The sequence below is a fragment of the Caballeronia terrestris genome (assembly GCF_001544515.1).
Taxonomy (GTDB): Bacteria; Pseudomonadota; Gammaproteobacteria; order Burkholderiales; family Burkholderiaceae; genus Caballeronia; species Caballeronia terrestris.
Window position 1 is genome coordinate 72,626 of record NZ_FCOL02000021.1, and the last position, 21,359, is coordinate 93,984.

Consider the following 21,359-nt stretch of genomic DNA (forward strand, 5'->3'; position numbering starts at 1 on the left):
CTAGCGGCCGTTCTTCTTGAAGCGGCCCATTCCTGCATACACGGGCAACTGGTCGATCGTCTTGCCGATCGCCTTCGCGTAGAGCGGCATCATGTCCGGCATGCGCTTGAGCAGATCCTGCTTCCGCTCCGAGCCGTACGGATGCATCCAGATGAAGCCGTTGTCCGAGCGGCGCGTCGCCGTATCGATCTTGTTCCACAGCGTGATCGCCGCGCGCGGATCGTATCCCGCGCGCGAGGCGATCTCGCTGCCGATGACGTCGGCTTCGGTTTCGTCGGCGGGCGAGTAGCGCATCGCCAGCAATTGCTCGCCGATGCCCAGTTGCGTCGAACCCATGTCCACGTAGCCGAAAAGCTGCGGCACCGTGCCCGAGAACAGCTGCGCCGCCTGCTGCCGGCCGAGCCGCTCGCGCGCATGCTCGCGCAGCGCGTGCGCGATCTCATGGCCGGCCATCATGCCGATTTCGTTGTCGTTCAAATGCAGCTTGTCGATCAGCCCGCTGTAGATCACGATCTTGCCGCCCGGCAGGCAATACATGCGGATCTCGTTCGATTTGACGACGTTGATCTCCCACTTCCATTGCTTCGAGCGGTCGTTCCACTTCAGCGCGAACGGAATCTCGCGATTCACGATGTCGCGAGCACGTTTGACGAGCGCGTTGTCGTCGTTCAGCAGGGTCTTGTTGTGCTCGGCCTCGCGCAGGATTTGCGCGTATTCCTGCGCGGCCTGCGTTTCGAGCGTCGCCGAGGGAATCAGGTTGCGAAAGAGCGCAGCATTGCCGAAGCGGATCTGGTTGTTCGGCGCGGAATAAGGACGCTGAGGATCCTGCGCGCGGGACGGTGCGATCGGCGCCAACGCCAGCGCGGACAAGGCGAAAACGTTTAGGAAGGCGGCGCGGAACGGGACATACACCGTCATCGTTGGGCTCTCCAGGGCGCGATTTTCGGCAACAGTAACATGCCCGGAATGGAGAGCGCCGTGCAGATCATGAAGTACTCGAACCAGCCCGTCTGCGCGACGATGAACCCGCTCGACGCCGACGCCAGCGTCCGCGGCACCGAAGCCAGGCTCGTAAAAAGCGCGAACTGCGTCGCGGTGTAGCGCGGGTCCGTCGTGCTCGCGATGTAGGCGATGAACGCCGCCGTCGTCAGGCCGGTCGCGAAGGTCTCGAAGCCGTACAGCACGCCGAGCGCGAGCGGCGACGGCCCGATTTTCGCGAGCCACGCGAAGCCGAGCGTCGAGACGATTTGCAGAACGCCGAAAATCCACAGCCCGCGTGCCGTGCCGATCTTGACCAGCCACACCCCGCCGATGATCCCGCCCGCGATGCTCGCCCAGAACGCGACCGTCTTCGCGATCACGCCGATTTGCGTCATGTTGAAGCCGACATCGAGGAAGAACGAGGTCGATAGCGTGGTCGCCATGACGTCGCCGAGCTTGTACAGAAAGATGAAGCCGAGCACGAGCAGCGCCGTGCGCCAGCCGCCGCGCGTGATGAACTCGTGAAATGGCTCGACGATCGCTTCGCGCAGGTTCTTCGGCGGCTCGCCGTGCACTTCCGGTTCCTTGACGACGAGCGTTAGCACGATTCCCGGCAACATGAACGCCGCGGTGATGATGAACACGGTGGTCCACGGAAGATGGTCGGCGAGGATCAGCGCGAGCGAACCCGGAATCAGCGCCGCGATCTTGTACGCGTTCACGTGGACAGCATTGCCGAGGCCCTGTTCGGCGTCGTGCAGCAGTTCGCGGCGATAGGCGTCGATCGAGATATCTTGACTCGCGCCGAAGAACGCGACGAGCGCGGTGAGCGCGGCGACCGTCCAGATTTCCTTGGCCGGCGAGACGAAGCCGAGCGTGCCGATCGCGACCGCAACCAGCAATTGCGTGACGATCATCCAGCCGCGCCGGCGCCCTGGTCGCCAGCCGGGCAGGCGCGGTACATAGCGGTCCATCAGAGGCGCCCAGACGAATTTCCACGTATAGGGAAACTGGATCAGCGCAAAGAGACCGATTTCCTTGAGGTTGACGCCCTCGGTGCGCAACCATGCCTGCACGAGGTAGACGAGCGTGAAGAGCGGCAGGCCCGAAGTGAAGCCGAGAAAGACGCAAATCAGGATGCGCGTGTTGAGAAACGCGCGCCAGCCGGGATGTTCTTCGTGAGCAGTAAGAGCGGGCGCCTCGTGTGGCGAGTTGGACATATCGTTGGGGGCAATGCGGTTGTCGATGCGCCAAGCACTGCGGCAGCTAGCCGCGCTTCACGCGATAGACCGCAAGACTACCACGCCAGTTTGCGCCCCAACGGATCGACTGCCCGCCGTGCAGCACCACGCGATCGAGTATTTCGATGCCGACTTCAGGCGCCAGCGCCTCGAAATCCTTGATCGTCAAAACGCGCACGTTCGGCGTGTTGTGCCATTGATAAGGCAGCGATTTCGACACCGGCATGCGCCCTTGAATCACCGCCAGCCGATGCGGCCAGTATCCGAAATTCGGGAACGACACGATGCACTCGCGCCCCACACGCACCGTCTCGCGCAGGATCGCGGCGGTCTGGTGGATCGTCTGCAGCGTCTGCGAGAGGATCGCGAAGTCGAAGCTGTCGTCTTCGAAGAGGCGCAGGCCGTCTTCCAGGTTCTGCTGGATCACGTTCACGCCTTTTTGCGCGCAGGCGAGCACGCCGGCATCGTTGATTTCGATGCCGTAGCCGTTCACATCGAGTTCCTCGCCGAGCAGCGACAGGAGAGAACCGTCGCCGCAGCCGAGATCGAGGACGGTCGAGCGCGGTTCCACCCAGCGCGCGATCGCGCGGAAATCGGAGCGCAGCGAGAGGGAGTCGAGCGTGTTCTGGTTCATGCGCCCACCTCGGCGGCAATGCGTTCGTAATAGGCGCGCATCAGGTTGTGATAGCGCGCGTCGTCGAGCAGGAAGGCGTCGTGGCCGTGCGGCGCGTCGATTTCGGCGTAGCTCACGGTGCGCTTGTGGTCGAGCAGCGCCTTCACCAGTTCCCGCGAGCGCGCGGGGGCGAAACGCCAGTCGGTCGAGAAGCTCGCGATCAGGTATTTCGCGGTCGTGTGGGCGAGCGCTTTCGTCAGGTCGCCTTCGAACGCCTTCGCCGGGTCGAAGTAATCGAGCGCGCGCGTGATCAGCAGATACGTGTTGGCGTCGAAGTATTCGGCGAATTTGTCGGCCTGATAGCGCAGATACGACTCCACTTCGAACTCGACGTCGAAGTTGAAGTTGTACGCGTCGAGCGCGCCTTCCGCGCGGCGCAGCGCCCGGCCGAACTTGACGGCCATGTCGTCGTCGGACAGGTACGTGATGTGGCCGATCATCCGCGCGACGCGCAAGCCGCGGCGCGGCTTCACGTTGTGCGCGTAGTAATCGCCGCCGTGGAAATCGGGATCGGAGAGGATCGCCGAGCGCGCCGTCTCGTTGAACGCGATGTTCTGCGCGGAGAGCTTCGGCGTCGACGCGATCACGATGCAGTGGCCGAGCCGCTCCGGGTACATCATGCTCCACGCGAGCGCCTGCATGCCGCCGAGGCTCCCGCCCATGACGGCGGCGAAGCGCTCGATGCCGAAGGTATCCGCGACGCGCGCCTGCGCGTGCACCCAGTCCTCGACCGTCACGACGGGAAAGCTCGCGCCGTAAGGCTTGCCGGTCGATTGATCGACGCTCATCGGCCCGGTCGAACCGAAGCACGAGCCGAGATTGTTCACGCCGATCACGAAGAAGCGGTTGGTGTCGAGCGGCTTGCCGGGGCCGACCATGTTGTCCCACCAGCCGACGTCCTTCGGGTTATCGGCGTAGACGCCCGCGACGTGATGCGACGCGTTCAGCGCATGGCAGACGAGCACGGCGTTCGAGCGCGCGGCGTTCAGTTCGCCATAGGTCTCGACGACGAGATCGTAGTCGGCGAACAGGCTGCCGTTCTGCATACGCAACGGCTCGGAAAAATGCAGGGTTTGGGGCGTGACGATACCGATCGATTCCATTCATTCCGCCTTGAGTGACTTAGGCGGCTAAACGGTGTCGGCGATGCGCGAGGAGATGGGATGCGCGGCTGACGACCTCTTTAGCCGCATTTATAGTGAACCCGGCGAAGGGTTCGCGCGCCCGCAATCGAGTCAGCAAATCGGCGCGTCAGTGCAATTCGAGATAGCGAAGGAGTATAGCGGAAAATGCGAAAACGTCAGATGCGCGGCAGGAGCGAACGCAGCGACCTCACGCGCTGATCGACGTAGTGCGGCTTTCCTGTGCCGGGGCGTCGCAGTGAGACCTGACCGCTGGCGTCGCGCCGATTCGGCAGATGGCCGACGATCCACACCGTGCGGATGCCGAGCCGCTTGTAGCGCTTCAGATGCCCGTGCGTATCCTCGACGAGAATCGCATCGGACAGCCGCACGCCTGCGCTGCGCATCGCGCGGCGGAGCATCCCGGCGTCGGGTTTCGCGCGCCAGGTGCCGCGATGCTGCATGTCCTCGATCGCGATCACCCGCTCGAACAGCTTGCCGATGCCCAGTTCCGCGAGCACAGCGCGCGCGTAGAGCGTCGGGGCGTTAGTCAGCACGATCTTGCGTCCGGGCAGCGCGCGCACCATCCGAGCGAGGCCGCGCTCGGCGCGCAGCATCGATTTCAGGTCCGCGAAGGTGTGGACGACGCGCAGGAAATCGGCGGGATCGACGCCGTGATGGCGCACGAGACCCAGCAGCGTCGCGCCGTAGCGCACCGTGTAGCCGACCCGCAGCCGGTTCGCTTCATCGATATCGACGTTCAGCGTATCGATGATGTATCGCGTCATCGCCTTGTTGATCGCCGGAAAAATCTCGTGCGACGCGTGATGCAGCGTGTTGTCGAGGTCGAAGAGCCAGACGGGACCGCGCTCTTTGACGCGACGCCGCCGTTGAGTGCGGGTGGTTCTCATGCGCGGGGATAAAGGACGGCGCAGCGTGGGCCGCGCCGGTTATGCGAAGGAGGCTCAGTGCGAGCGGATCATCGTGCCGAACGGCTGCTCGGTCAGGATTTCGAGTAGCACCGAATGCTCGATCCGCCCGTCGATGATGTGCACCGAGCGCACGCCGCTCTTCGCGGCATCGAGCGCCGACGAGATTTTCGGCAACATGCCGCCGGAAATCGTGCCGTCGGCGAAAAGGGCGTCGATCTCGCGCGCCGAGAGATCGGTGAGCAGGTTGCCTTCCTTGTCCATCACGCCGGGGATGTTCGTCATCATGACGAGCTTCTCGGCGTTCAGCACGACCGCCAGCTTGCCCGCGACCAGATCGGCATTGATGTTGTACGAGAGGCCGTCCTCGCCGAAGCCGATCGGCGAGATCACCGGGATGAACGCGTCGTCCTGCAGCGCCTTCACGACGGCCGGATTGATCGAATCGACTTCGCCGACCTGGCCGATGTCGATGAACTGGCCCGGATTATCGCGATCCGGCATCTGCAGCTTGCGTGCGTGGATGAGGCCGCCGTCCTTGCCGGTCAGCCCGACCGCCTGTCCGCCGAAATGATTGATTAGCGTGACGATGTCCTGCTGTACTTCGCCGCCGAGCACCCATTCGACGACTTCCATCGTCTCTTCGTCGGTGACGCGCATGCCCTGGATGAACGTGCCCTGCTTGCCGATCTTCTTGAGCGCCTGGTCGATCTGCGGGCCGCCGCCGTGGACGATTACCGGATTGATGCCGACCAGTTTCAAAAGAATGACGTCGCGCGCGAAGCCCTGTTTCAAGCGCTCTTCGGTCATTGCGTTGCCGCCGTACTTGATCACGATCGTCTTGCCGTGGTACTGGCGGATATAGGGCAGCGCCTCGGCCAGGATTTCGGCTTTCAGGGTCGGCGCGATCTGCGTAAGGTCGGGAAGCTCGGACATGGCGGCAAATGAGGCGAGGGCGGTTTAAACACGCCGAATTGTACAGGACTGACGCAGCGCAGCAGGGCGTTTTGCCGCGCGGCTTGCATGGCGCCCCCAGCGTGGGATCATCGACTTATTTTCAGCGGGAAAGACGATGGCGACGGAACTGGAGCTCAAGGTCGATGCCGGCGCAGAAGCGTGTTCGCGATGCGGCGCGGCGTTTCACTGCGGGTCGCTCGCGGGCGATGCGCGGTGCTGGTGCGCGTCGCTGCCCGAATTGCCGATCGAGCGGCTGAAGGGCAGGATCGGTTGCCTGTGTCCGCCTTGTCTCGCCGAGGAAATCGAAAGCATGCGGCGCGGCGAATGAAACACGGCGACCGTTTTCGAAGTCGCCGTTTGTCGCTTATTCCGCGAGCTTCTTCGCCGTGCGCCGCTTCGGTGCTGCGGCGCTCGCGTGCTTCGCGGCAAGAGCGCTCAGATCGCGGGTGAGGTCGTCGAACACCGGCTCCCAATGCGCAAACTGCTTCTGCCGATAAAGCGTCGCGGTCGGATACCACGGGCTGTCGGTGCGCTCCAGTTGCCAGACCCAGTGCGGATTGGCGTCGAGCAGGATCCATGTCGGCTTGCCGAGCGCCGCCGCGAGATGCGCGACGCTCGTGCACACGGTGATCACGAGATCGAGCGAATCGATGAAGGCGGCCGTGTCGTCGAAGGTTTCGAACTCGCCAGTGTGGTCGGCGATCGTAAAGCCGTTTTGCAGCGCGGCCGCCAAGTCGTCCTGCGCGCCCTTTTGCAACGAGAAGAACGCGACGTTTTCGAGCGCGCCGAACGCCTTGGCATACCGGCCGATCCCCACGCTACGGAACATGTTGCGCTGATGCGTGGCGCTGCCGCTCCACACGAGGCCCACGCGCAACTGCTTCACCGCCGGCGCCTGAGCGCCCCAGTGTGCGGCGCGGTCGGCGTCAGCGGCGAGATACGAGCGCTTCGCCGGAATCGTTTCGTCGTCGATGTTGAAAAAGAGCGGCAGGCTCAGCAGCGGGAAGTGGAAATCGTGCGGCGGCAGTTCGGCGTCGTGCGCAATGCATTCGACGTTTTTCGGCGCCATCCGCGCCATCAGCGGATGCAGCGCCTTGAACGCCACCCACACCAGCTTGCCGCCTTGCGCGTGAACCTGCTTCGCGAGCATCGGCACGAAGCGGCAGAACTGGAGCGCATCGCCGAAACCCTGTTCGCCCCACAGCAACAGCGTTTTGCCGCGCAACGCCTCGCCATTCCAGCGCGGTACGGCGAACGCAGGATGCGAACCGCCGAGCTCGTTCGAACCGTCCCAGTGCGTTTCGAAATTCTTCCAGCCGCGTGGATAGTTGCGCTGAAGCAGATCAAGCAACGACAGGTTGAACGGAAAGCGCGCCATCTGCGGCGCGGTTTCGGCGGCGACGAGGGCTGCGGCGGTCGCGTCGCTCCAGCGTTGCGCTTCTTTCAGCGTGAGACTGTAGTTCGATTGCGCGAGCGCATTCGACGGATCGATCTGGATCGCGCGCTTGCCCGCCGCGAGCGCATGCTCGAGCTCGCAGCGCTGCGGATAGATGCGCGTGAGGTTCGTCCACGCCTCGATGTCGTTGTTGTTCCCGGCGACGGCTTCTTCCAGCAGCCTGAGCGCTTCGTCCGGGTGGCCCGTCACTTCGAACGCGACCGCGAAGTTGTTGCGCAGCGTCGGCACGGAGCTATCGATGTCGTATGCACGCTGTTAAAACGGCACCGCTTCCGCGTGATGGCCGGCGAGCTGCAGCGCATAGCCCAGATGCCACAGCGCGAGCGCGTGCTGCGGCTCGCGCTCGACGAGATTCGCCGCGACTGTGATCGCTTCGCCGATCGCGCCGCGCTTGAGCAGGACGTCGATGAGTTGCAGCCGCGCTTCGATGTGCTCTGGCTGAAGAATCAGCGCGGCCTGGAGCCAGACGACCTGCTCGGCCGTCTGCGAACGCTGCGCGGCGGCTTGCGCGTTCGCGAAGTAGACAGGCAGCACGCGCGAGATAATGTCGTCCTGAACGACGGCGCGGATGGTATGGGTGGCGGGAGTAGGATTGCGGCGAATTTTAGGGCTGCGTGTCATTTTTTGAGCGGACGGCCGGTCCACGTTGTCAGAAAGTAACTTTCGATGGTGTGGCAAACGGCCGATCGCTAACCATTAGACTATTCCGAATTACGGGCGCGGAAACACATCGATGCATCGCATAACGAACACGGGGCGGGTCAACCTCGGCCATCTTTTCTGGCTGCGCAGTCTCGCGATCATCGGCCAACTGGTGACGATCGCCGTCGTGCAGATCTTTTACGGCGCCCATCTGCCGATTCCCGCAATGCTCCTCGTGATCAGCATGGAGATCGTTTTCAACGGGCTCACGTGGCTGCGCGTCTCGCGCGCGCGGCCCGAGACGAATCTCGAACTATTCGGGCAGTTGTTCGTCGATCTTGGCGCGCTCTCGGCGTTGCTGTTTCTTTCCGGCGGCGCGACCAATCCGTTCGTCACGCTCTATATTCCGTCGCTCGCGATCGCCGCCGCCGTCTTGCCGTGGACGATGATGGCCGTCCTCGCGCTCTTCGCCGTGATCTGCTACGCGCTCCTGAGCTACAACTACGTGCCGCTCAACATCGAGAATCCGGCGAATCTGTTCGAATATTTCCGCATGGGGCTGTGGGTGAACTTCATGGTGAGCGTCGGGCTGATCGGCTGGTTCGTGGCGCGCATGTCGCGGGCGCTGCGCCAGCGCGACACCGCGCTCGGCGACGCCCAGCAGCGCCTCCTGCGCGACGAGCGCGCCGTCGCGCTGGGCGTGCAGGCGGCGACCGTCGCGCACGAAATCGGCACGCCGCTCTCGACGATCGCTATGCTCGCCGAAGAGTTGCGCGATGCCGCGTCGAGCGACCGCAACCTCGCGCCCTACGCCACCGACTTCGACCTGCTCGAACAGCAGATGACGCTCTGCACGTCCGCGCTCGCGCGCCTGCGCAGCCGCGCGAGCGTGCCGTCGAGCAGGCAGCCGCTCGGTGGGTGGCTCGAGAGTTTCGTCGCGCAGTGGCGGCTGCGGCATCCGCACGTGCGCTTCGAGCGCGTGGGCACGACGCCCGACGACGTATCGATCGACGACACCGTCGCCGTCGGGCAGATCCTCACGATTCTGCTGGATAATGCGGCGCGGGCGAGCAGCGAGTCGGTGACGCTCGCCACGTCGGTCAGGCGCGACGCGGATGAATCGGTGATCGAATTCGACGTCTGCGACCGTGGCCCCGGCATTCCGCCGTCCTTGCGCGGCTCGCTCGGCGCGATGCCCGTCGATAGCACGCAGGGCGGCCACGGCGTCGGGCTGTATCTGGCGTTCGCGTCGGCGGCGCGGCTCGGCGGATCGATCGAGCTCACGGCGGCGAGCCCGCGCGGCACGTGCGCCGTACTGCGCTTGCCGGAAACGAGCGCGGCGGCACCCGATTCACGCGCGGGGAAGATGCAACAGAGCGGCCACGCGTCCGCCACCACGGAGAAAAAAGCATGAGCGACATGAACTTCCTGATCATCGACGACGACGAGGTGTTCTCGGGCATCCTTGCGCGCGGTCTTTCGCGGCGCGGCTATACGCCGCACCAGGCGCATAACGCCGACGAGGCGCTGAAGCTCGCGAACACGCAAAAGTTCAGCCAGATCACGGTGGATCTGCATCTCGGCAACGATTCGGGTCTCGCGCTCGTCGCGCCGCTGCGCGACTTGCAGCCCGACGCACGCATTCTCGTGCTGACGGGTTACGCGAGCATCGCGACCGCGGTGCAGGCGGTGAAGGATGGCGCGGACAACTATCTCGCAAAGCCGGCGAACGTCGAAACGATTCTCTCGGCGCTGCAGGAACAGGCGAGCGAGCAGACGGCGGAAGAAGCGATCGAGCATCCGGCGCTGCTTTCCGTCGCGCGACTCGAGTGGGAGCACATTCAGCGCGTGCTGGCCGAGAACCAGGGCAACATTTCCGCGACGGCTCGTGCGCTCAACATGCATCGGCGGACGTTGCAGCGAAAGCTGGCCAAGAAGCCGGTTCGGCAATGAAAAAGGGCGGCTCGCAAGAGCCGCCCTTTTTTTTGCGCATACGCTATTTACAGCACGTAGCGCGACAAATCTTCATCGTCGGCCACTTCGTTCAACGCGCGATCGACGTAGGCCGCATCGATCTTCACCGGCTGGCCCGTATGGTTGCCCGCCGAGAACGACACCTCTTCCAGCAGCTTCTCGATCACCGTATACAGGCGCCGCGCCCCGATGTTCTCGGTCTTCTCGTTCACCGAGTACGCAATCTCCGCGAGCCGGCGAATGCCGTCGTCGGCGAAATCGAGATGGACGTCTTCGGTCGCGAGCAGCGCCTTGTACTGCTTCACGAGGCTTGCGTCAGTCGTGTTGAGGATCGATTCGAAGTCGCCGACCGACAGCGAATCCAGCTCGACGCGAATTGGGAAGCGCCCCTGCAACTCGGGGATCAGGTCGCTCGGTCTGGCAAGATGGAATGCACCGCTTGCGATGAACAGGATGTGATCGGTCTTGATCATCCCGTATTTGGTGTTGATCGTGGTGCCTTCCACGAGCGGCAGCAGATCGCGCTGCACGCCCGCGCGCGACACTTCCGCACCGCCCGTTTCACTGCGTGACGCGATCTTGTCGATTTCGTCAAGGAACACGATGCCGTTCTGCTCGACATTCTGCACCGCCTTCGCCTTGACCTCCTCATCGTTCAGGAGTTTGCCGGCTTCCTCGTCGGTCAGGAGCTTCAGCGCCTCCTTCACCTTCACCTTGCGGCGCGTCTTCTTGCCGCCGCCGATGTTCGCGAACATCGAACGGATCTGCTCGGTCATGTCTTCCATGCCCGGCGGCCCCATGATGTCCATGCCGACCTGCGGCTGTTCGACATCGAGCTCGACTTCCTTCTCGTCGAGGGCGCCTTCACGCAGGCGCTTGCGGAACGTCTGACGGGTCGTATTGTTCGAATCGTCCGTGGCTTCAGCGGCCGTCGATGCGCCGAAACCGACCTGGCGCGCCGTCGGCAGCAGGATGTCGAGGATGCGGTCTTCGGCGCGTTCCTCGGCCTTCGAGCGCACCTTCTTCATCTCCGATTCGCGCGTCTGCTTGACGGAGATCTCGATCAGGTCGCGCACGATGCTGTCCACGTCGCGGCCCACGTAGCCGACTTCGGTAAATTTTGTGGCTTCGATCTTGATGAACGGCGCGTCCGCGAGTTTAGCCAGACGCCGCGCGATTTCGGTCTTGCCGACGCCGGTCGGTCCGATCATCAGAATGTTCTTCGGCGTGATTTCCTGGCGCAGCGGCTCGGCGACTTGCTGACGGCGCCAGCGGTTGCGCAGCGCGACGGCGACGGCCTTCTTGGCGCGGCCCTGGCCGATGATGTGTTTGTCGAGTTCCGAGACGATCTCGGCGGGAGTCATGGTGGTCATCGCTTGGTCCTTTGGCTGTTCCGGCCTTACTCGATCGTCTCGATGACGCGATTGTGATTCGTGTAGATGCACATGTCGCCGGCGATCGCGAGCGACTTCTCGACGATGTCGCGTGGCGAGAGTTCAGTGTTTTCCGTCAGCGCCTGCGCCGCGGCCTGCGCATATGCGCCGCCCGAGCCGATCGCGCAGATGCCGTTTTCCGGGTCGAGCACGTCGCCATTGCCGGTGATCACGAGCGTGGCCTGCGCGTCGGCGGCGATCAGCATCGCTTCCAGGCGGCGCAGCATGCGGTCGGTGCGCCAGTCCTTCGCCAGTTCGACGGCGGCGCGCGTCAGGTTGCCCTGATGCTTTTCCAGCTTGGCTTCGAAGCGGTCGAGGAGGGAGAACGCGTCGGCGGTGCCGCCCGCGAAGCCGACCAGCACCTTGCCGCCATAGATGCGGCGCACTTTTTTCGCGCCGCCCTTCATGACGATGTTGCCGAGCGTCACCTGGCCGTCGCCGCCCAGCGCGACCTGGCCGCCGCGTCGCACGGAGACGATCGTCGTGCCGTGAAATTGTTCCATGTGCGTTCCTTTTGAAAACGAAGGACGCGGGCGGCTCGAGAGCCACCGCGCTGTCGAGAATTCGATGGAGTGCGCGGCGCGGGTTCCGCGCGGATTCGACTTCCGGGAGTCGCGCCGCGCCCACGCCCGTACTGGGCGCGTCCAGTCCATTTTAGGGCGCGCTCCGAATTATCAAGTCGCGTTTTGGAGGCGGCGGAAGAAATCGCGCTTTTTAGCGAAGGACGAACCGGACGCTCGAAAAGCAAAAAGGCACACGGTTGACGTGTGCCTTTTCAAGGTCGCGGCGTGGCCAAGAGGCGGCGGGTCTCCCGCGGCGGGCAAGACCCGCAACGAAGCCCGGCCGAAGCGCCCGTCAGTCGCCGAACAGCTTCTGGCGCAATTCGCGGCGTTCCTGCGCTTCGAGCGACAGCGTGGCGGTCGGGCGCGCGATAAGGCGCGGGATGCCGATCGGCTCGCCCGTTTCCTCGCACCAGCCGTAATCGCCGGAATCGATGCGCGCGAGCGATTGCTGCACCTTCTTCAGCAGCTTGCGCTCGCGGTCACGCGTGCGCAGTTCGAGGGCATGTTCTTCCTCGATCGTCGCTCGGTCCGCCGGATCCGGCACGATCACCGTTTCCCGCAGATTTTCGGTCGTCTGGCCGGCATTTTTAAGGATGTCGGCCTGCAACTGTTCGAGCCGGCTCTTGAAGAAAGCGAGCTGATCCTCGTTCATGTAATCCTTCTCGCCCATCTTCAGGATTTCGGCTTCGGTCAAGAGTCGTTTCGTCGTCATCTGGCTTGCTTCTTCAATGTGGGGCGATGTCTTACGCACAGCCCGCACTTCTGCGTTGCCCGCTGACAGCGTCGATGCGAAAGTGCTCGCATGGATGGCTGCCGTGACGCGCTTTTTTATGATCTACGCGTCGACGCGGGGCCGAACTCCTCTGGTAACCGATTGCGGGTGTCCGGGACGACGCCCAAATAAACGTCCTTCCCGCACCTCCGACCCTCGAACGCTTTGTCTCAAATTGTCTTAAATCGTCTTATACCCCGGACAATTCGACTCGCCGCATTCGCGAGGCCCATTCAGTTTTGCTGCCGTCCGATCGGCGGCTCTAACCCGCCACACGGACCGCTGCCCTTCTTCAGTGGGGCTGTATTGTAACTGAATCGCAATTTCAGACGATAACCATGGAAAACCCTGTCGATTAGCGCCCGAATCTCAAAAATATAACGCCTGAGCGTTCAAAAAGCGACCAGCGTTCGTGTGAGTGGTAACAGTTTTGAATCGAAAGCCACCAGAAAAAACGCCGCGCTCAATTGAGCGCGGCGTCGGGTGCGGGTTATCGCGAGGAGTTTACTTCACGAGGCAGGCGTCGAGGCCGTCGGTGATCAGGTCCTGCGGCAGTTCGATGCCGATGAACACCATCTTGCTGTTCTTCTTTTCGATCGGTTGCCACTTGCCGGCGAGGTCGCTGCCCATCATCTGGTGCACGCCCTGGAAGACGACCTTGCGATCGACGCCCTTCATATAGAGCACGCCCTTGTAGCGCAACAGGCGCTCGCCATAAATCTGCAGAATGCCGCCGAGGAAGTCTTCGAGGCGGTTCGCGTCGAACGGCTTGTCGCTGCGGTAGACGAACGACTTGATCTTGTCGTCGTGGTGCGCGTGATGGTGATTGTGATGCTCGTGATCGTGGCTGTGGTCGTGGCCGCAGGTCGCGTGATCGTGGTCGTCGTCGTGCGCGTGGTCATGCGCATGCGCGTGATCGTGATCGTCTTCCACGAGGAAATCAGGGTCGATTTCCAGCTTCGAGTTCAGGTTGAAGCCGCGCAGGTCGAAGATTTCCTTGATGTCGGCGTCGCCGAAATTCACCACGCGGATCGCCGCACGCGGATTCATGTGCACGAGGCGATGTTTCAAATCGTCCAGCGCCGCCGCATCGACCAGATCCGATTTCGTGATGAACAGGCGATCGGCGAAACCGACTTGCCGCTGCACCACTTCGTGCTCGTCGAGTTGATGGTTGCCGTGCTTCGCATCGACGAGCGTGATGATCGCGTCGAGCAGGAATTCGTCGGCGATGGTGTTGTCCATGAAGAACGTCTGCGCGACGGGGCCCGGGTTCGCGAGGCCGGTCGTTTCGATCACGACGCGGTCGAAATCGAGCGTACCCGCCTTCTTGCGGTCGGCCAGGTCTTCCAGCGCGCGGGCCAGATCGCCGCGAATGGTGCAGCAGATGCAGCCGTTGCTCATCTGGATGATCTGCTCGTTCGAGTCCTGCACGAGAATTTCGTTGTCGATGTTCTCTTCGCCGAATTCGTTCTCGATCACGGCGATCTTCATGCCGTGCTTCTCGTTCAGGATGCGCTTGAGCAGCGTGGTTTTGCCGCTGCCCAGAAAGCCGGTCAGGATGGTTACGGGAATCATGTGGTCGCCTGTGCTTTGAAGTCGATGAAGGTGTTTCGCGCCGCTTTCACTGTGCCAGTTGTTCACCAGAAAGCAGCGATTAGCCAATTATTGAAACATATTTGTCAAGCTGGCGCTCTGCGGACCGCGCCTCGTGGCTAATCAGTTATGGCCGGTCAGGCGATTTGCAATAACAGGCCTTTCAGGTATTCGCCTTCCGGAAACGCCGTCAGGAGCGGGTGATCGACGCCCGCGCCGAGCCGCTTGAGGATGCGCGCGTCGACCTTCGCATCCGCCGCCGCGCCCGCGACGATCTTCTGGAACAAATCGGCGTCGATCGCGCCGGAGCACGAGTACGTGAAAAGCAGCCCGCCCGGGCGCAGCAGCCTGAAGCCGGTGAGGTTGATGTCCTTGTAGGCGCGCGCCGCCCGATCCACATGCTCCCGCGACGGCGCGAACTTTGGCGGATCGAGCACGATCAGGCCGAAGCGCTCGCCTTCGTCGTAGAGACGCCGGAGCGTTTTGAAGGCGTCGGCGTCGAGCCATTGGGCGCGTTCCGGGTCGAAGCCGTTTGCGAGCACGTTCTGCTGAGCCAAAGCCAGCGCCTCGCCCGACGAATCGATCGACACTACGCGCTTCGCCCCGCCTTTCAACGCTGCAAGCGAAAAACCGCCCGTGTAGCAGAAGCAGTTCAGTACGTCGCGCTCGTGGGCGTATTCGGCGACGAGCACGCGGTTGTCACGCTGATCGACGTAGAAGCCCGTCTTGTGACCGTTTTTCACATCGACGTGATAGCGCACGCCGCATTCATTTGTGATCAGCGTTTCGGGCGGCGGGTCGCCGGCGAGCACGCCCGTGATCTGTTCGAGCCCCTCTTTCTGGCGAATCGATACGTCCGAGCGCTCGTACACGTTCGGGCAGCCGGTCGCGCCGGTGAGCGCGTCGACGATCGCGGTCTTCCACGCTTCGACCCCTGTCGCCATGAACTGGCAGACGAGCTGGCCGCGCTTCGACTCATCGTCGGCGACGTAGTAGTCGACGATCAGGCCTGGCAAGCCGTCCGCCTCGCCGAAGATCAGACGCGTCGCGCCCGTGTCGCGGATCATCGCCGCGCGATGGGCGATCGCCCGCTGGACGCGGCGTTTGAAGAACGCGTGATCGATCGGCTCGGTTTCGTCGAAACTCCAGACGCGCGCGCGGATCTGCGACTGCGGGCTGTACGACGCGCGCGCGAGAAAGCGCCCGTCGTGCGAGCGGACGATAACGGTCGCGCCCGGCGCCGGCTTGCCGTCGATGTGTTCGATCGCGTTCGCGTAAATCCACGGATGGCGGCGCGCGAGCGACCTTTCCTTCGCCGGTTTGAGCGTGATGGTGTTCATGGGTCTGCAGGTTTTGGCGCTTATAAAGTGCGCCAGGGAGAATCAGTCGCGCTTCTTGGCGCGCGGATGCGCCGAATCGTAGACGCGTGCGAGATGCTGGAAATCGAGCGACGTATAGACCTGCGTCGCGGTGATACTCGCGTGGCCGAGCAGTTCCTGCACCGCGCGCAGATCGCCGCTCGACTGCAGAACGTGCGTGGCGAACGAATGCCGCAGCACGTGCGGATGCACGTTCGACGGGATGCCAGCGCGCAGCGCCATGAGCTTTACGCGGTCGCGCACGACGTTCGGCGACATCCGGTTGCCGCGCACCGACAGGAAAAGCGCATACGGATCGAGCTTGACGAACTCGCCGCGCACGTCCATCCAGGCGCGCAGGGCGTCGATCGCTTTGCGGCCGACCGGCACCTTGCGCCGCTTTCCGCCCTTGCCGAACACGTTGACTTCCGTGTTCGGCAGATCGAGCCAGCCGACGGATTCGTGATCATTCGTCTTGATCTCGAAAATATCGAGATTCACGAGCTCTGAGAGCCGCAAGCCCGACGAATAAAACAGTTCCAGGATGGCGTGGTCGCGCAGCGCTTCGGTCGTGTCGGCGTGGGGCGCTTCCATCAGCGTGTTGGCGTCGTCGACGGAGAGCACCTTCGGCAGCGTCTTCGCGCCCTTCGGCGCGCGCACGGTCGCGACCGGGTTCGCCGCCATCTCCACGCGCTCCGCCAGCCAGCGATAAAACGCCCGCCACGCCGAAAGCCGATGCGCGATCGAACGCGCCGTCAGCCCGCCCGCATGCGCGCGCGACACGGCGCCGCGCATGTCGCTAGCGGTGAGCGTTTCGAGCGCGCGGCCGTTTGCCAGCTTTTTCAATTCTTCAAGCTCGTGCGTGTAGCCGCGCAGCGTATGCGCCGACAGGCGCCGCTCGTGCTCGAGCATCGACAGATAGGCGGCGACGGGATCGGCGGCGTTCATCGCTTGGTCGCTTGGCTTTTAGTGCGGCAGCAGGCGGCTCAGCGCCGCGCTGGCGAGTGCCGCGATCTGCGTGAGGAAATCGGTCGCCATGCCTTCGTGGAAGCGGCGCGGGTCGGGAGACCCCATCACCAGCAGCCCGAAGGCCGGCGCTTCGGGGCCGGCGAGCGGATCGCGCAGCGCGAGCAGCGCAATGGATTCGGTGGTGTTCGCGGAATCGACGACGCCATCCGTCGTCGCCGATGCCACCGACACCGAACTCGCCGACGTCAGCCACTGCGCGGCCTCGAAGCCGGTATTCGCGCCGCAGTAAGGCGTCGCGAGGCTGTTCGCGAAAATCCGCACTTCCTCGCCGGCGCTGCGGGCGAAATCAGCCTGCGAATGCGGCTCGGCGACGTCCCACACGCGCAGCGCGGCCTGCGGCACATCGAAGGTTTCGCAGAGGCCCGCGCTGATGGTTTTCGGCAGCGCGTGCGGATCGCGCTCGCCCATCACGCGAATCGTCCAGCGATTGAATTTCGATGCGATGCTGTCGTTTTCGTGGCCGTAGCGCAGCAATTCGGCGAGGCGCCGTTCGAGTTGCTTGTTCTTGTCGCGCAGCATTTCCATCTGGCGTTCCTGCAGCGACACCGCCGACTTGCCGTGCGGATTCGACAGGCGGATGGTGCCGAGCAACTCCGCGTGCTCGGCGAAGAAATCGGGGTTGTCCAGCAGGTAATCGGCGACTTCGCGTTCGTTCATGGTCTCGGCTGGTTATCCATATTGATGCGTGATGCGCGCGGCATCAGTCGGCGAGTTCAATTTCGCCTTCGAAGACGGTCTTGGCGGGGCCGGCCATGAGGAGCGGCGCGGATTCGTCGGCGGCGCCGGCCCAGGTGATGGTCAGCGTGCCGCCGTGCGTCGCGACGCGCACCGGCGAATCGAGCAGGCCGCGCCGGATGCCCGCCGCGACCGCCGCGCACGCGCCCGTGCCGCATGCGAGCGTTTCGCCCGCGCCGCGCTCGAAGACGCGCAGCTTCACCGCGTTTCTATCGACGATCTGCATGAATCCCGCGTTCACCCTGTTCGGAAAGCGCGCGTGCTTTTCGACAAGCGGCCCTTCTTCCAGCACGGGATACGCCTCCACATCGCCGACGATCTGCATCGCGTGCGGATTGCCCATCGATACCGCCGAAATCCAGCGCGTTTCGCCGTTCACGTCGAGCGGCCAGAGCGTGTCGGCGCCTTCCTGACGGCCTTCGAGGCCCTTCGCGTCGAACGGCACTCGCGGCGGATCGAACACCGGACTGCCCATATCGACGACGACTTCGCCGTTTTCCAGCATCGTCAGCGTGATGACGCCTTGCTGGACCTGCACGCGCACGCTCGCCGCGCCCGTCAGGCCGCGATCGCGCACGAATTTCACGAAGCAGCGCGCACCGTTGCCGCAATGTTCGACTTCGCCGCCGTCGCAATTGAAGATTCGGTACTTGAAATCGACGCCGTCGATGGTCGGCTTCTCGACGAGCAGCAACTGGTCCGCGCCGACGCCGAAGTGCCGGTTCGCGAGCGCGCGGACCTGCGCCGCGCTCAAGGTGAGCGGTTTCGTGTAGCCGTCGAGCACGACGAAGTCGTTGCCCGCGCCGTGCATCTTGGTGAATTTGAGTTTCATGCCCGCTATTGTATGTGAGCGGAGCGGGCCGGACCTTCGGCCGAATGGCTAACGCCGGACGCTTTCAGGCATTGGGTCAATAAAACTCCGCCTCCCCTGGCGGACGCGTCTTGAAACGCTTGTGGACCCAATAATATTGCTCGGGAAGCCGCGGAATCTGCTCTTCGAGAAATTCGTTCATGCGGCGCGCGTCGGCTTCGTCATTGCCGGTCGGATAATTTTCCCAAGGTTTGAAGATTTTCAGCCGATAACCCTTGTACCCCGGCAGCACTTCGCCGATGAACGGCACCAGTTGCGCGTGTCCCGCCTTCGCGAGCCGTCCTACGGCGGTCAGCGTGCAGGTCGGGATGCCGAAGAAGGGCACGAACGCCGAATTGCGCATGCCGTAGTCCATGTCGGCGCCGAGCATCACGGGTTTGCGGTCGCGCAGCCAGCGCAGCACGATGCGCGCGCTGTCGGCGCGGCTCGCCATGTCGGCGCCGAAGCGGGCGCGCTGCCGTTTCGCGATTTCCTCGATCTGCGGATTCGAAAACGGCTGGTAGAGCGACCCGCACTGCCGGTGCAGCGTGTAATTGAGGAAGATCGACCCCGCCTCGATGCCGACGAAATGCAGCCCGAGGAAGAGTGTGGGCGGCAGGTCGGGATCGGAGAGATCGACGGCGCTATCGACTTCGATCAGCTTTTCGAGTTTTTTCGCCGAGCCGAACCATTGCACGCTGCGCTCGACGTAGCTGCGGATGGCGTGCCGGAAGTGCATCTGCGCGACTTCTTCGCGGCGCTCAGGCGTCCATTCGGGGAAGCACAGGCGCAAATTCGTGTGAACGATGCGTTTTCTGCTGCTCGGGATCTGGTAGAGCAGCCAGCCCAGGCCATCGCCGAAACGGGCGGTGATGCCGTACGGGATGATCGCGAGGAATTTGAGGAAACCGACTGCGAGTGCGATGCCGAACCGCCCTAGCATGGCTCGCTCCGGCAATTGGACGGCCGCTCGGAGCGGGTTGAAAATAGAGGCGGGACGAATAGCGGCAAGCGTTCGGCTCTGTGACAAAGGTAGGAAAACGCTATAATAAAACCTTCGCCGAGTTAATGGACAACTTGCGGGGCGAAGCCGGAGGCGCCAAAAGGGGCCGCCGGAAAGAGTAATCCGCTAAAGCGTCGCCGCTTCAGACTCCAAACGAAGTCGGCTACGTGAGCAAATCAACCGTACTTAATGGAGTCTGAAGCGTGTCAAACGACTATCTGTTTACATCCGAATCTGTATCCGAAGGCCACCCGGACAAGGTCGCCGATCAAATCTCCGACGCCATCCTCGACGCCATCCTGGCACAGGACAAGTATTCGCGCGTCGCGGCTGAAACCCTTTGCAACACCGGTCTCGTCGTCCTCGCGGGCGAAATCACGACCACCGCCAACGTTGACTACATCCAGGTCGCGCGTGAAACCATCAAGCGCATCGGCTACGACAACACCGATTACGGCATCGACTATCGCGGCTGCGCGGTGCTCGTCGCGTACGACAAGCAATCGCCGGACATCGCGCAGGGCGTGAACACGGCCCACGACGACAACCTCGACCAGGGCGCCGGCGACCAGGGCCTGATGTTTGGCTACGCCTGCGACGAAACGCCCGAACTGATGCCGCTGCCGATCCACTTGTCGCATCGTCTGGTCGAGCGTCAGGCGAATTTGCGCCGCGACGGCCGTCTGCCGTGGCTGCGTCCGGACGCGAAGTCGCAAGTGACCGTGCGCTACGTCGACGGAAAGGCCCATTCGATCGATACCGTCGTGCTCTCCACGCAGCACGCGCCGGACATCGACCTCACGGACCTGCGCGAAGCCGTGATCGAAGAGATCATCAAGCCGACGCTGCCCGCCGATCTCATCAAGGGCGACATCAAGTTCCTCGTGAACCCGACCGGGCGTTTCGTGATCGGCGGTCCGCAAGGCGATTGCGGTCTGACGGGCCGCAAGATCATCGTCGATACGTACGGCGGCGCGGCGCCCCACGGCGGCGGCGCGTTCTCGGGCAAGGACCCGTCGAAGGTCGATCGCTCGGCGGCTTACGCCGGACGGTATGTCGCGAAGAACGTCGTCGCGGCGGGGCTGGCTTCGCGCTGCCTGATCCAGGTGTCGTACGCCATCGGCGTGGCGCGCCCGACTTCGGTGATGGTCAACACGTTCGGCACCGGCCGCGTGTCGGATGCGGAAATCACGAAGCTCGTGCTCGATCACTTCGATCTGCGTCCGAAGGGCATCATCCAGATGCTCGATCTGCTGCGTCCGATCTACGAAAAATCTGCGGCATATGGTCACTTCGGTCGCGAAGAGCCGGAATTCTCCTGGGAATTCACCGATAAGGCGCTCACGCTTGCAGAAGCTGCCGGCACGGAGCCGGTCGTTCAGGTCGCTTGAACGCGGTCCTGTATCGCTTCACGAAAAACCCGGCTCGCCGGGTTTTTTTTCGTCCGCTCGAAGGGCACGGTGCTGTATCGGACGATTTTCGCGACTCGCTGCGACGGCTGCGGGGAATGAGCGGTGGGAAAGCAGGGCGCGCAGATGCCGTGGCATTTGGCCGCGCGCTTGTGGTAATTCGCTTCGAGAAAAGCCCGGTTCGCTACAACGGCTTCGGGGTGGTGGAGAAATCAGGGTGCGCGGATGCCGTGGCATTTGGCCGTGCGCTTGTGGCGAATTCGCTTCGAGAAAAGCCCGGTTCGCTACAACGGCTGCGATATGGTGGAGAAAGCAGGGCGCGCGGCTGCCGTGGCCATTAACCGCGCGTTTCCTGCGAAATCGTTTCCAGAAAAGGCCGGTTCACCTACACGGCTGCGGGAAAAACCCGGCGGGGAAAGCGAAGCGCAGAGACGCTATAGCCTTAGACCTCGCGGCACCCGCACTTCCAGATAGCACTCGTGTTGGAAAAAATTAAGGTGGCGCAGCCGCTGTTTCTCACGAATCCCGATCTGGACGAGGGCATAAGGCTCTCGCGCGCGGCTCAGCGAACGCGGCGACGGTGAGGAGGCTATACGGTCTGTCCGACGCTCGACGAAATGAAAGTCGACACCTAAAA

Annotated in this window: 22 protein-coding genes; 5 read left to right on the forward strand and 17 right to left on the reverse strand. The window is 63.2% G+C overall.

The features are described from left to right. From AWB67_RS18660 to argB, 6 genes are all read right to left on the reverse strand, one after another. Positions 1 to 918, reverse strand: a complete 918-nt coding sequence (locus AWB67_RS18660) for a M48 family metallopeptidase (RefSeq protein ID WP_087657734.1) — start codon at positions 916 to 918, stop codon at positions 1 to 3. Continuing rightward, the gene (locus AWB67_RS18665) at positions 915 to 2,201 is read right to left on the reverse strand and encodes an AmpG family muropeptide MFS transporter (protein WP_087657735.1); all 1,287 of its coding nucleotides are present in this window, start codon (positions 2,199 to 2,201) and stop codon (positions 915 to 917) included. Before AWB67_RS18665 ends, AWB67_RS18660 begins: the two co-directional genes overlap by 4 nt. A gap of 46 nt (positions 2,202 to 2,247) precedes the next feature. After that, complete coding sequence (metW, locus tag AWB67_RS18670) at positions 2,248 to 2,856, reverse strand: methionine biosynthesis protein MetW (RefSeq protein ID WP_087657736.1); 609 nt, start codon at positions 2,854 to 2,856, stop codon at positions 2,248 to 2,250. Further along, positions 2,853 to 3,998, reverse strand: a complete 1,146-nt coding sequence (gene metX / locus AWB67_RS18675) for a homoserine O-succinyltransferase MetX (RefSeq protein ID WP_087657737.1) — start codon at positions 3,996 to 3,998, stop codon at positions 2,853 to 2,855. The genes metW and metX overlap by 4 nt, the downstream gene beginning before the upstream one ends. 197 nt (positions 3,999 to 4,195) lie before the next feature. Then, positions 4,196 to 4,927 (reverse strand): pyrimidine 5'-nucleotidase, encoded by a 732-nt coding sequence (locus AWB67_RS18680; RefSeq protein WP_087657738.1) that lies wholly within the window; start codon positions 4,925 to 4,927, stop codon positions 4,196 to 4,198. Between the two features lie 54 nt (positions 4,928 to 4,981). Further along, positions 4,982 to 5,881, reverse strand: coding sequence for an acetylglutamate kinase (argB, locus tag AWB67_RS18685; protein WP_087657739.1), 900 nt, complete (start codon positions 5,879 to 5,881; stop codon positions 4,982 to 4,984). Between the two features lie 136 nt (positions 5,882 to 6,017). Between argB and AWB67_RS18690 the strand changes: the two genes are divergently transcribed. Continuing rightward, entirely contained in the window at positions 6,018 to 6,230 is a 213-nt protein-coding gene (locus AWB67_RS18690) for a cysteine-rich CWC family protein (protein ID WP_087657740.1), read from the forward strand. A gap of 36 nt (positions 6,231 to 6,266) precedes the next feature. Here AWB67_RS18690 and AWB67_RS18695 read toward each other — a convergent pair whose 3' ends face one another. Both AWB67_RS18695 and AWB67_RS18700 read right to left on the reverse strand, forming a co-directional pair. Further along, a complete protein-coding gene (locus AWB67_RS18695) occupies positions 6,267 to 7,586 on the reverse strand; it encodes a hypothetical protein (protein WP_087657741.1) in 1,320 nt (439 codons plus the stop codon). Between the two features lie 27 nt (positions 7,587 to 7,613). Then, a complete protein-coding gene (locus AWB67_RS18700) occupies positions 7,614 to 7,979 on the reverse strand; it encodes a hypothetical protein (RefSeq protein ID WP_125477620.1) in 366 nt (121 codons plus the stop codon). 112 nt (positions 7,980 to 8,091) lie between these two features. Here AWB67_RS18700 and AWB67_RS18705 point away from each other — a divergent pair, with 112 nt between their 5' ends. Continuing rightward, positions 8,092 to 9,414, forward strand: a complete 1,323-nt coding sequence (locus AWB67_RS18705) for an ATP-binding protein (RefSeq protein ID WP_087657743.1) — start codon at positions 8,092 to 8,094, stop codon at positions 9,412 to 9,414. Then, positions 9,411 to 9,953, forward strand: coding sequence for a response regulator transcription factor (locus AWB67_RS18710; protein WP_087657744.1), 543 nt, complete (start codon positions 9,411 to 9,413; stop codon positions 9,951 to 9,953). Before AWB67_RS18705 ends, AWB67_RS18710 begins: the two co-directional genes overlap by 4 nt. A 47-nt stretch (positions 9,954 to 10,000) precedes the next feature. Here AWB67_RS18710 and hslU read toward each other — a convergent pair whose 3' ends face one another. The 9 genes from hslU to AWB67_RS18755 form a co-directional block, all read right to left on the reverse strand. Next, positions 10,001 to 11,347 carry an ATP-dependent protease ATPase subunit HslU gene (gene hslU, locus AWB67_RS18715; protein ID WP_087657745.1) on the reverse strand — a complete coding sequence of 449 codons (1,347 nt, stop codon included), beginning with the start codon at positions 11,345 to 11,347 and terminating at the stop codon, positions 10,001 to 10,003. A 26-nt stretch (positions 11,348 to 11,373) separates the two neighbouring features. Next, on the reverse strand, positions 11,374 to 11,910 hold the full coding sequence (gene hslV / locus AWB67_RS18720; RefSeq protein ID WP_087657746.1) for an ATP-dependent protease subunit HslV: 537 nt from the start codon (positions 11,908 to 11,910) through the stop codon (positions 11,374 to 11,376). A gap of 352 nt (positions 11,911 to 12,262) precedes the next feature. Continuing rightward, positions 12,263 to 12,682 carry an RNA polymerase-binding protein DksA gene (dksA, locus tag AWB67_RS18725; protein WP_087657747.1) on the reverse strand — a complete coding sequence of 140 codons (420 nt, stop codon included), beginning with the start codon at positions 12,680 to 12,682 and terminating at the stop codon, positions 12,263 to 12,265. A 564-nt stretch (positions 12,683 to 13,246) separates the two neighbouring features. Further along, a complete protein-coding gene (locus AWB67_RS18730; RefSeq protein ID WP_087657748.1) occupies positions 13,247 to 14,320 on the reverse strand; it encodes a CobW family GTP-binding protein in 1,074 nt (357 codons plus the stop codon). A gap of 155 nt (positions 14,321 to 14,475) precedes the next feature. Further along, the gene (locus AWB67_RS18735; protein WP_087657749.1) at positions 14,476 to 15,678 is read right to left on the reverse strand and encodes a class I SAM-dependent rRNA methyltransferase; all 1,203 of its coding nucleotides are present in this window, start codon (positions 15,676 to 15,678) and stop codon (positions 14,476 to 14,478) included. A 42-nt stretch (positions 15,679 to 15,720) separates the two neighbouring features. Next, positions 15,721 to 16,644, reverse strand: a complete 924-nt coding sequence (xerC, locus tag AWB67_RS18740; protein WP_087657750.1) for a tyrosine recombinase XerC — start codon at positions 16,642 to 16,644, stop codon at positions 15,721 to 15,723. Positions 16,645 to 16,662: 18 nt separating this feature from the next. Then, positions 16,663 to 17,382 (reverse strand): DUF484 family protein, encoded by a 720-nt coding sequence (locus AWB67_RS18745; protein WP_087657751.1) that lies wholly within the window; start codon positions 17,380 to 17,382, stop codon positions 16,663 to 16,665. 43 nt (positions 17,383 to 17,425) lie between these two features. Next, complete coding sequence (dapF, locus tag AWB67_RS18750) at positions 17,426 to 18,292, reverse strand: diaminopimelate epimerase (RefSeq protein WP_087657752.1); 867 nt, start codon at positions 18,290 to 18,292, stop codon at positions 17,426 to 17,428. Positions 18,293 to 18,368: 76 nt separating this feature from the next. After that, on the reverse strand, positions 18,369 to 19,253 hold the full coding sequence (locus AWB67_RS18755) for a lipid A biosynthesis lauroyl acyltransferase (RefSeq protein ID WP_087657753.1): 885 nt from the start codon (positions 19,251 to 19,253) through the stop codon (positions 18,369 to 18,371). Between the two features lie 263 nt (positions 19,254 to 19,516). Between AWB67_RS18755 and metK the strand changes: the two genes are divergently transcribed. After that, positions 19,517 to 20,704 carry a methionine adenosyltransferase gene (gene metK / locus AWB67_RS18760; protein ID WP_087657754.1) on the forward strand — a complete coding sequence of 396 codons (1,188 nt, stop codon included), beginning with the start codon at positions 19,517 to 19,519 and terminating at the stop codon, positions 20,702 to 20,704. After that, the gene (locus AWB67_RS39585; RefSeq protein ID WP_125477621.1) at positions 20,701 to 21,063 is read left to right on the forward strand and encodes a hypothetical protein; all 363 of its coding nucleotides are present in this window, start codon (positions 20,701 to 20,703) and stop codon (positions 21,061 to 21,063) included. The genes metK and AWB67_RS39585 overlap by 4 nt, the downstream gene beginning before the upstream one ends. The last annotated feature ends 296 nt before the right edge of the window (positions 21,064 to 21,359 follow it).

What these genes read in the sequence shown, in the direction of transcription:
- AWB67_RS18660 (WP_087657734.1), bottom strand. Translation starts at nt 918, where the DNA reads ATGACGGTGTATGTCCCGTTCCGCGCCGCCTTCCTAAACGTTTTCGCC.
- AWB67_RS18665 (WP_087657735.1), bottom strand. Translation starts at nt 2,201, where the DNA reads ATGTCCAACTCGCCACACGAGGCGCCCGCTCTTACTGCTCACGAAGAA.
- metW (WP_087657736.1), bottom strand. Translation starts at nt 2,856, where the DNA reads ATGAACCAGAACACGCTCGACTCCCTCTCGCTGCGCTCCGATTTCCGC.
- metX (WP_087657737.1), bottom strand. Translation starts at nt 3,998, where the DNA reads ATGGAATCGATCGGTATCGTCACGCCCCAAACCCTGCATTTTTCCGAG.
- AWB67_RS18680 (WP_087657738.1), bottom strand. Translation starts at nt 4,927, where the DNA reads ATGAGAACCACCCGCACTCAACGGCGGCGTCGCGTCAAAGAGCGCGGT.
- argB (WP_087657739.1), bottom strand. Translation starts at nt 5,881, where the DNA reads ATGTCCGAGCTTCCCGACCTTACGCAGATCGCGCCGACCCTGAAAGCC.
- AWB67_RS18690 (WP_087657740.1), top strand. Translation starts at nt 6,018, where the DNA reads ATGGCGACGGAACTGGAGCTCAAGGTCGATGCCGGCGCAGAAGCGTGT.
- AWB67_RS18700 (WP_125477620.1), bottom strand. Translation starts at nt 7,979, where the DNA reads ATGACACGCAGCCCTAAAATTCGCCGCAATCCTACTCCCGCCACCCAT.
- AWB67_RS18705 (WP_087657743.1), top strand. Translation starts at nt 8,092, where the DNA reads ATGCATCGCATAACGAACACGGGGCGGGTCAACCTCGGCCATCTTTTC.
- AWB67_RS18710 (WP_087657744.1), top strand. Translation starts at nt 9,411, where the DNA reads ATGAGCGACATGAACTTCCTGATCATCGACGACGACGAGGTGTTCTCG.
- hslU (WP_087657745.1), bottom strand. Translation starts at nt 11,347, where the DNA reads ATGACCACCATGACTCCCGCCGAGATCGTCTCGGAACTCGACAAACAC.
- hslV (WP_087657746.1), bottom strand. Translation starts at nt 11,910, where the DNA reads ATGGAACAATTTCACGGCACGACGATCGTCTCCGTGCGACGCGGCGGC.
- dksA (WP_087657747.1), bottom strand. Translation starts at nt 12,682, where the DNA reads ATGACGACGAAACGACTCTTGACCGAAGCCGAAATCCTGAAGATGGGC.
- AWB67_RS18730 (WP_087657748.1), bottom strand. Translation starts at nt 14,320, where the DNA reads ATGATTCCCGTAACCATCCTGACCGGCTTTCTGGGCAGCGGCAAAACC.
- AWB67_RS18735 (WP_087657749.1), bottom strand. Translation starts at nt 15,678, where the DNA reads ATGAACACCATCACGCTCAAACCGGCGAAGGAAAGGTCGCTCGCGCGC.
- xerC (WP_087657750.1), bottom strand. Translation starts at nt 16,644, where the DNA reads ATGAACGCCGCCGATCCCGTCGCCGCCTATCTGTCGATGCTCGAGCAC.
- AWB67_RS18745 (WP_087657751.1), bottom strand. Translation starts at nt 17,382, where the DNA reads ATGAACGAACGCGAAGTCGCCGATTACCTGCTGGACAACCCCGATTTC.
- dapF (WP_087657752.1), bottom strand. Translation starts at nt 18,292, where the DNA reads ATGAAACTCAAATTCACCAAGATGCACGGCGCGGGCAACGACTTCGTC.
- AWB67_RS18755 (WP_087657753.1), bottom strand. Translation starts at nt 19,253, where the DNA reads ATGCTAGGGCGGTTCGGCATCGCACTCGCAGTCGGTTTCCTCAAATTC.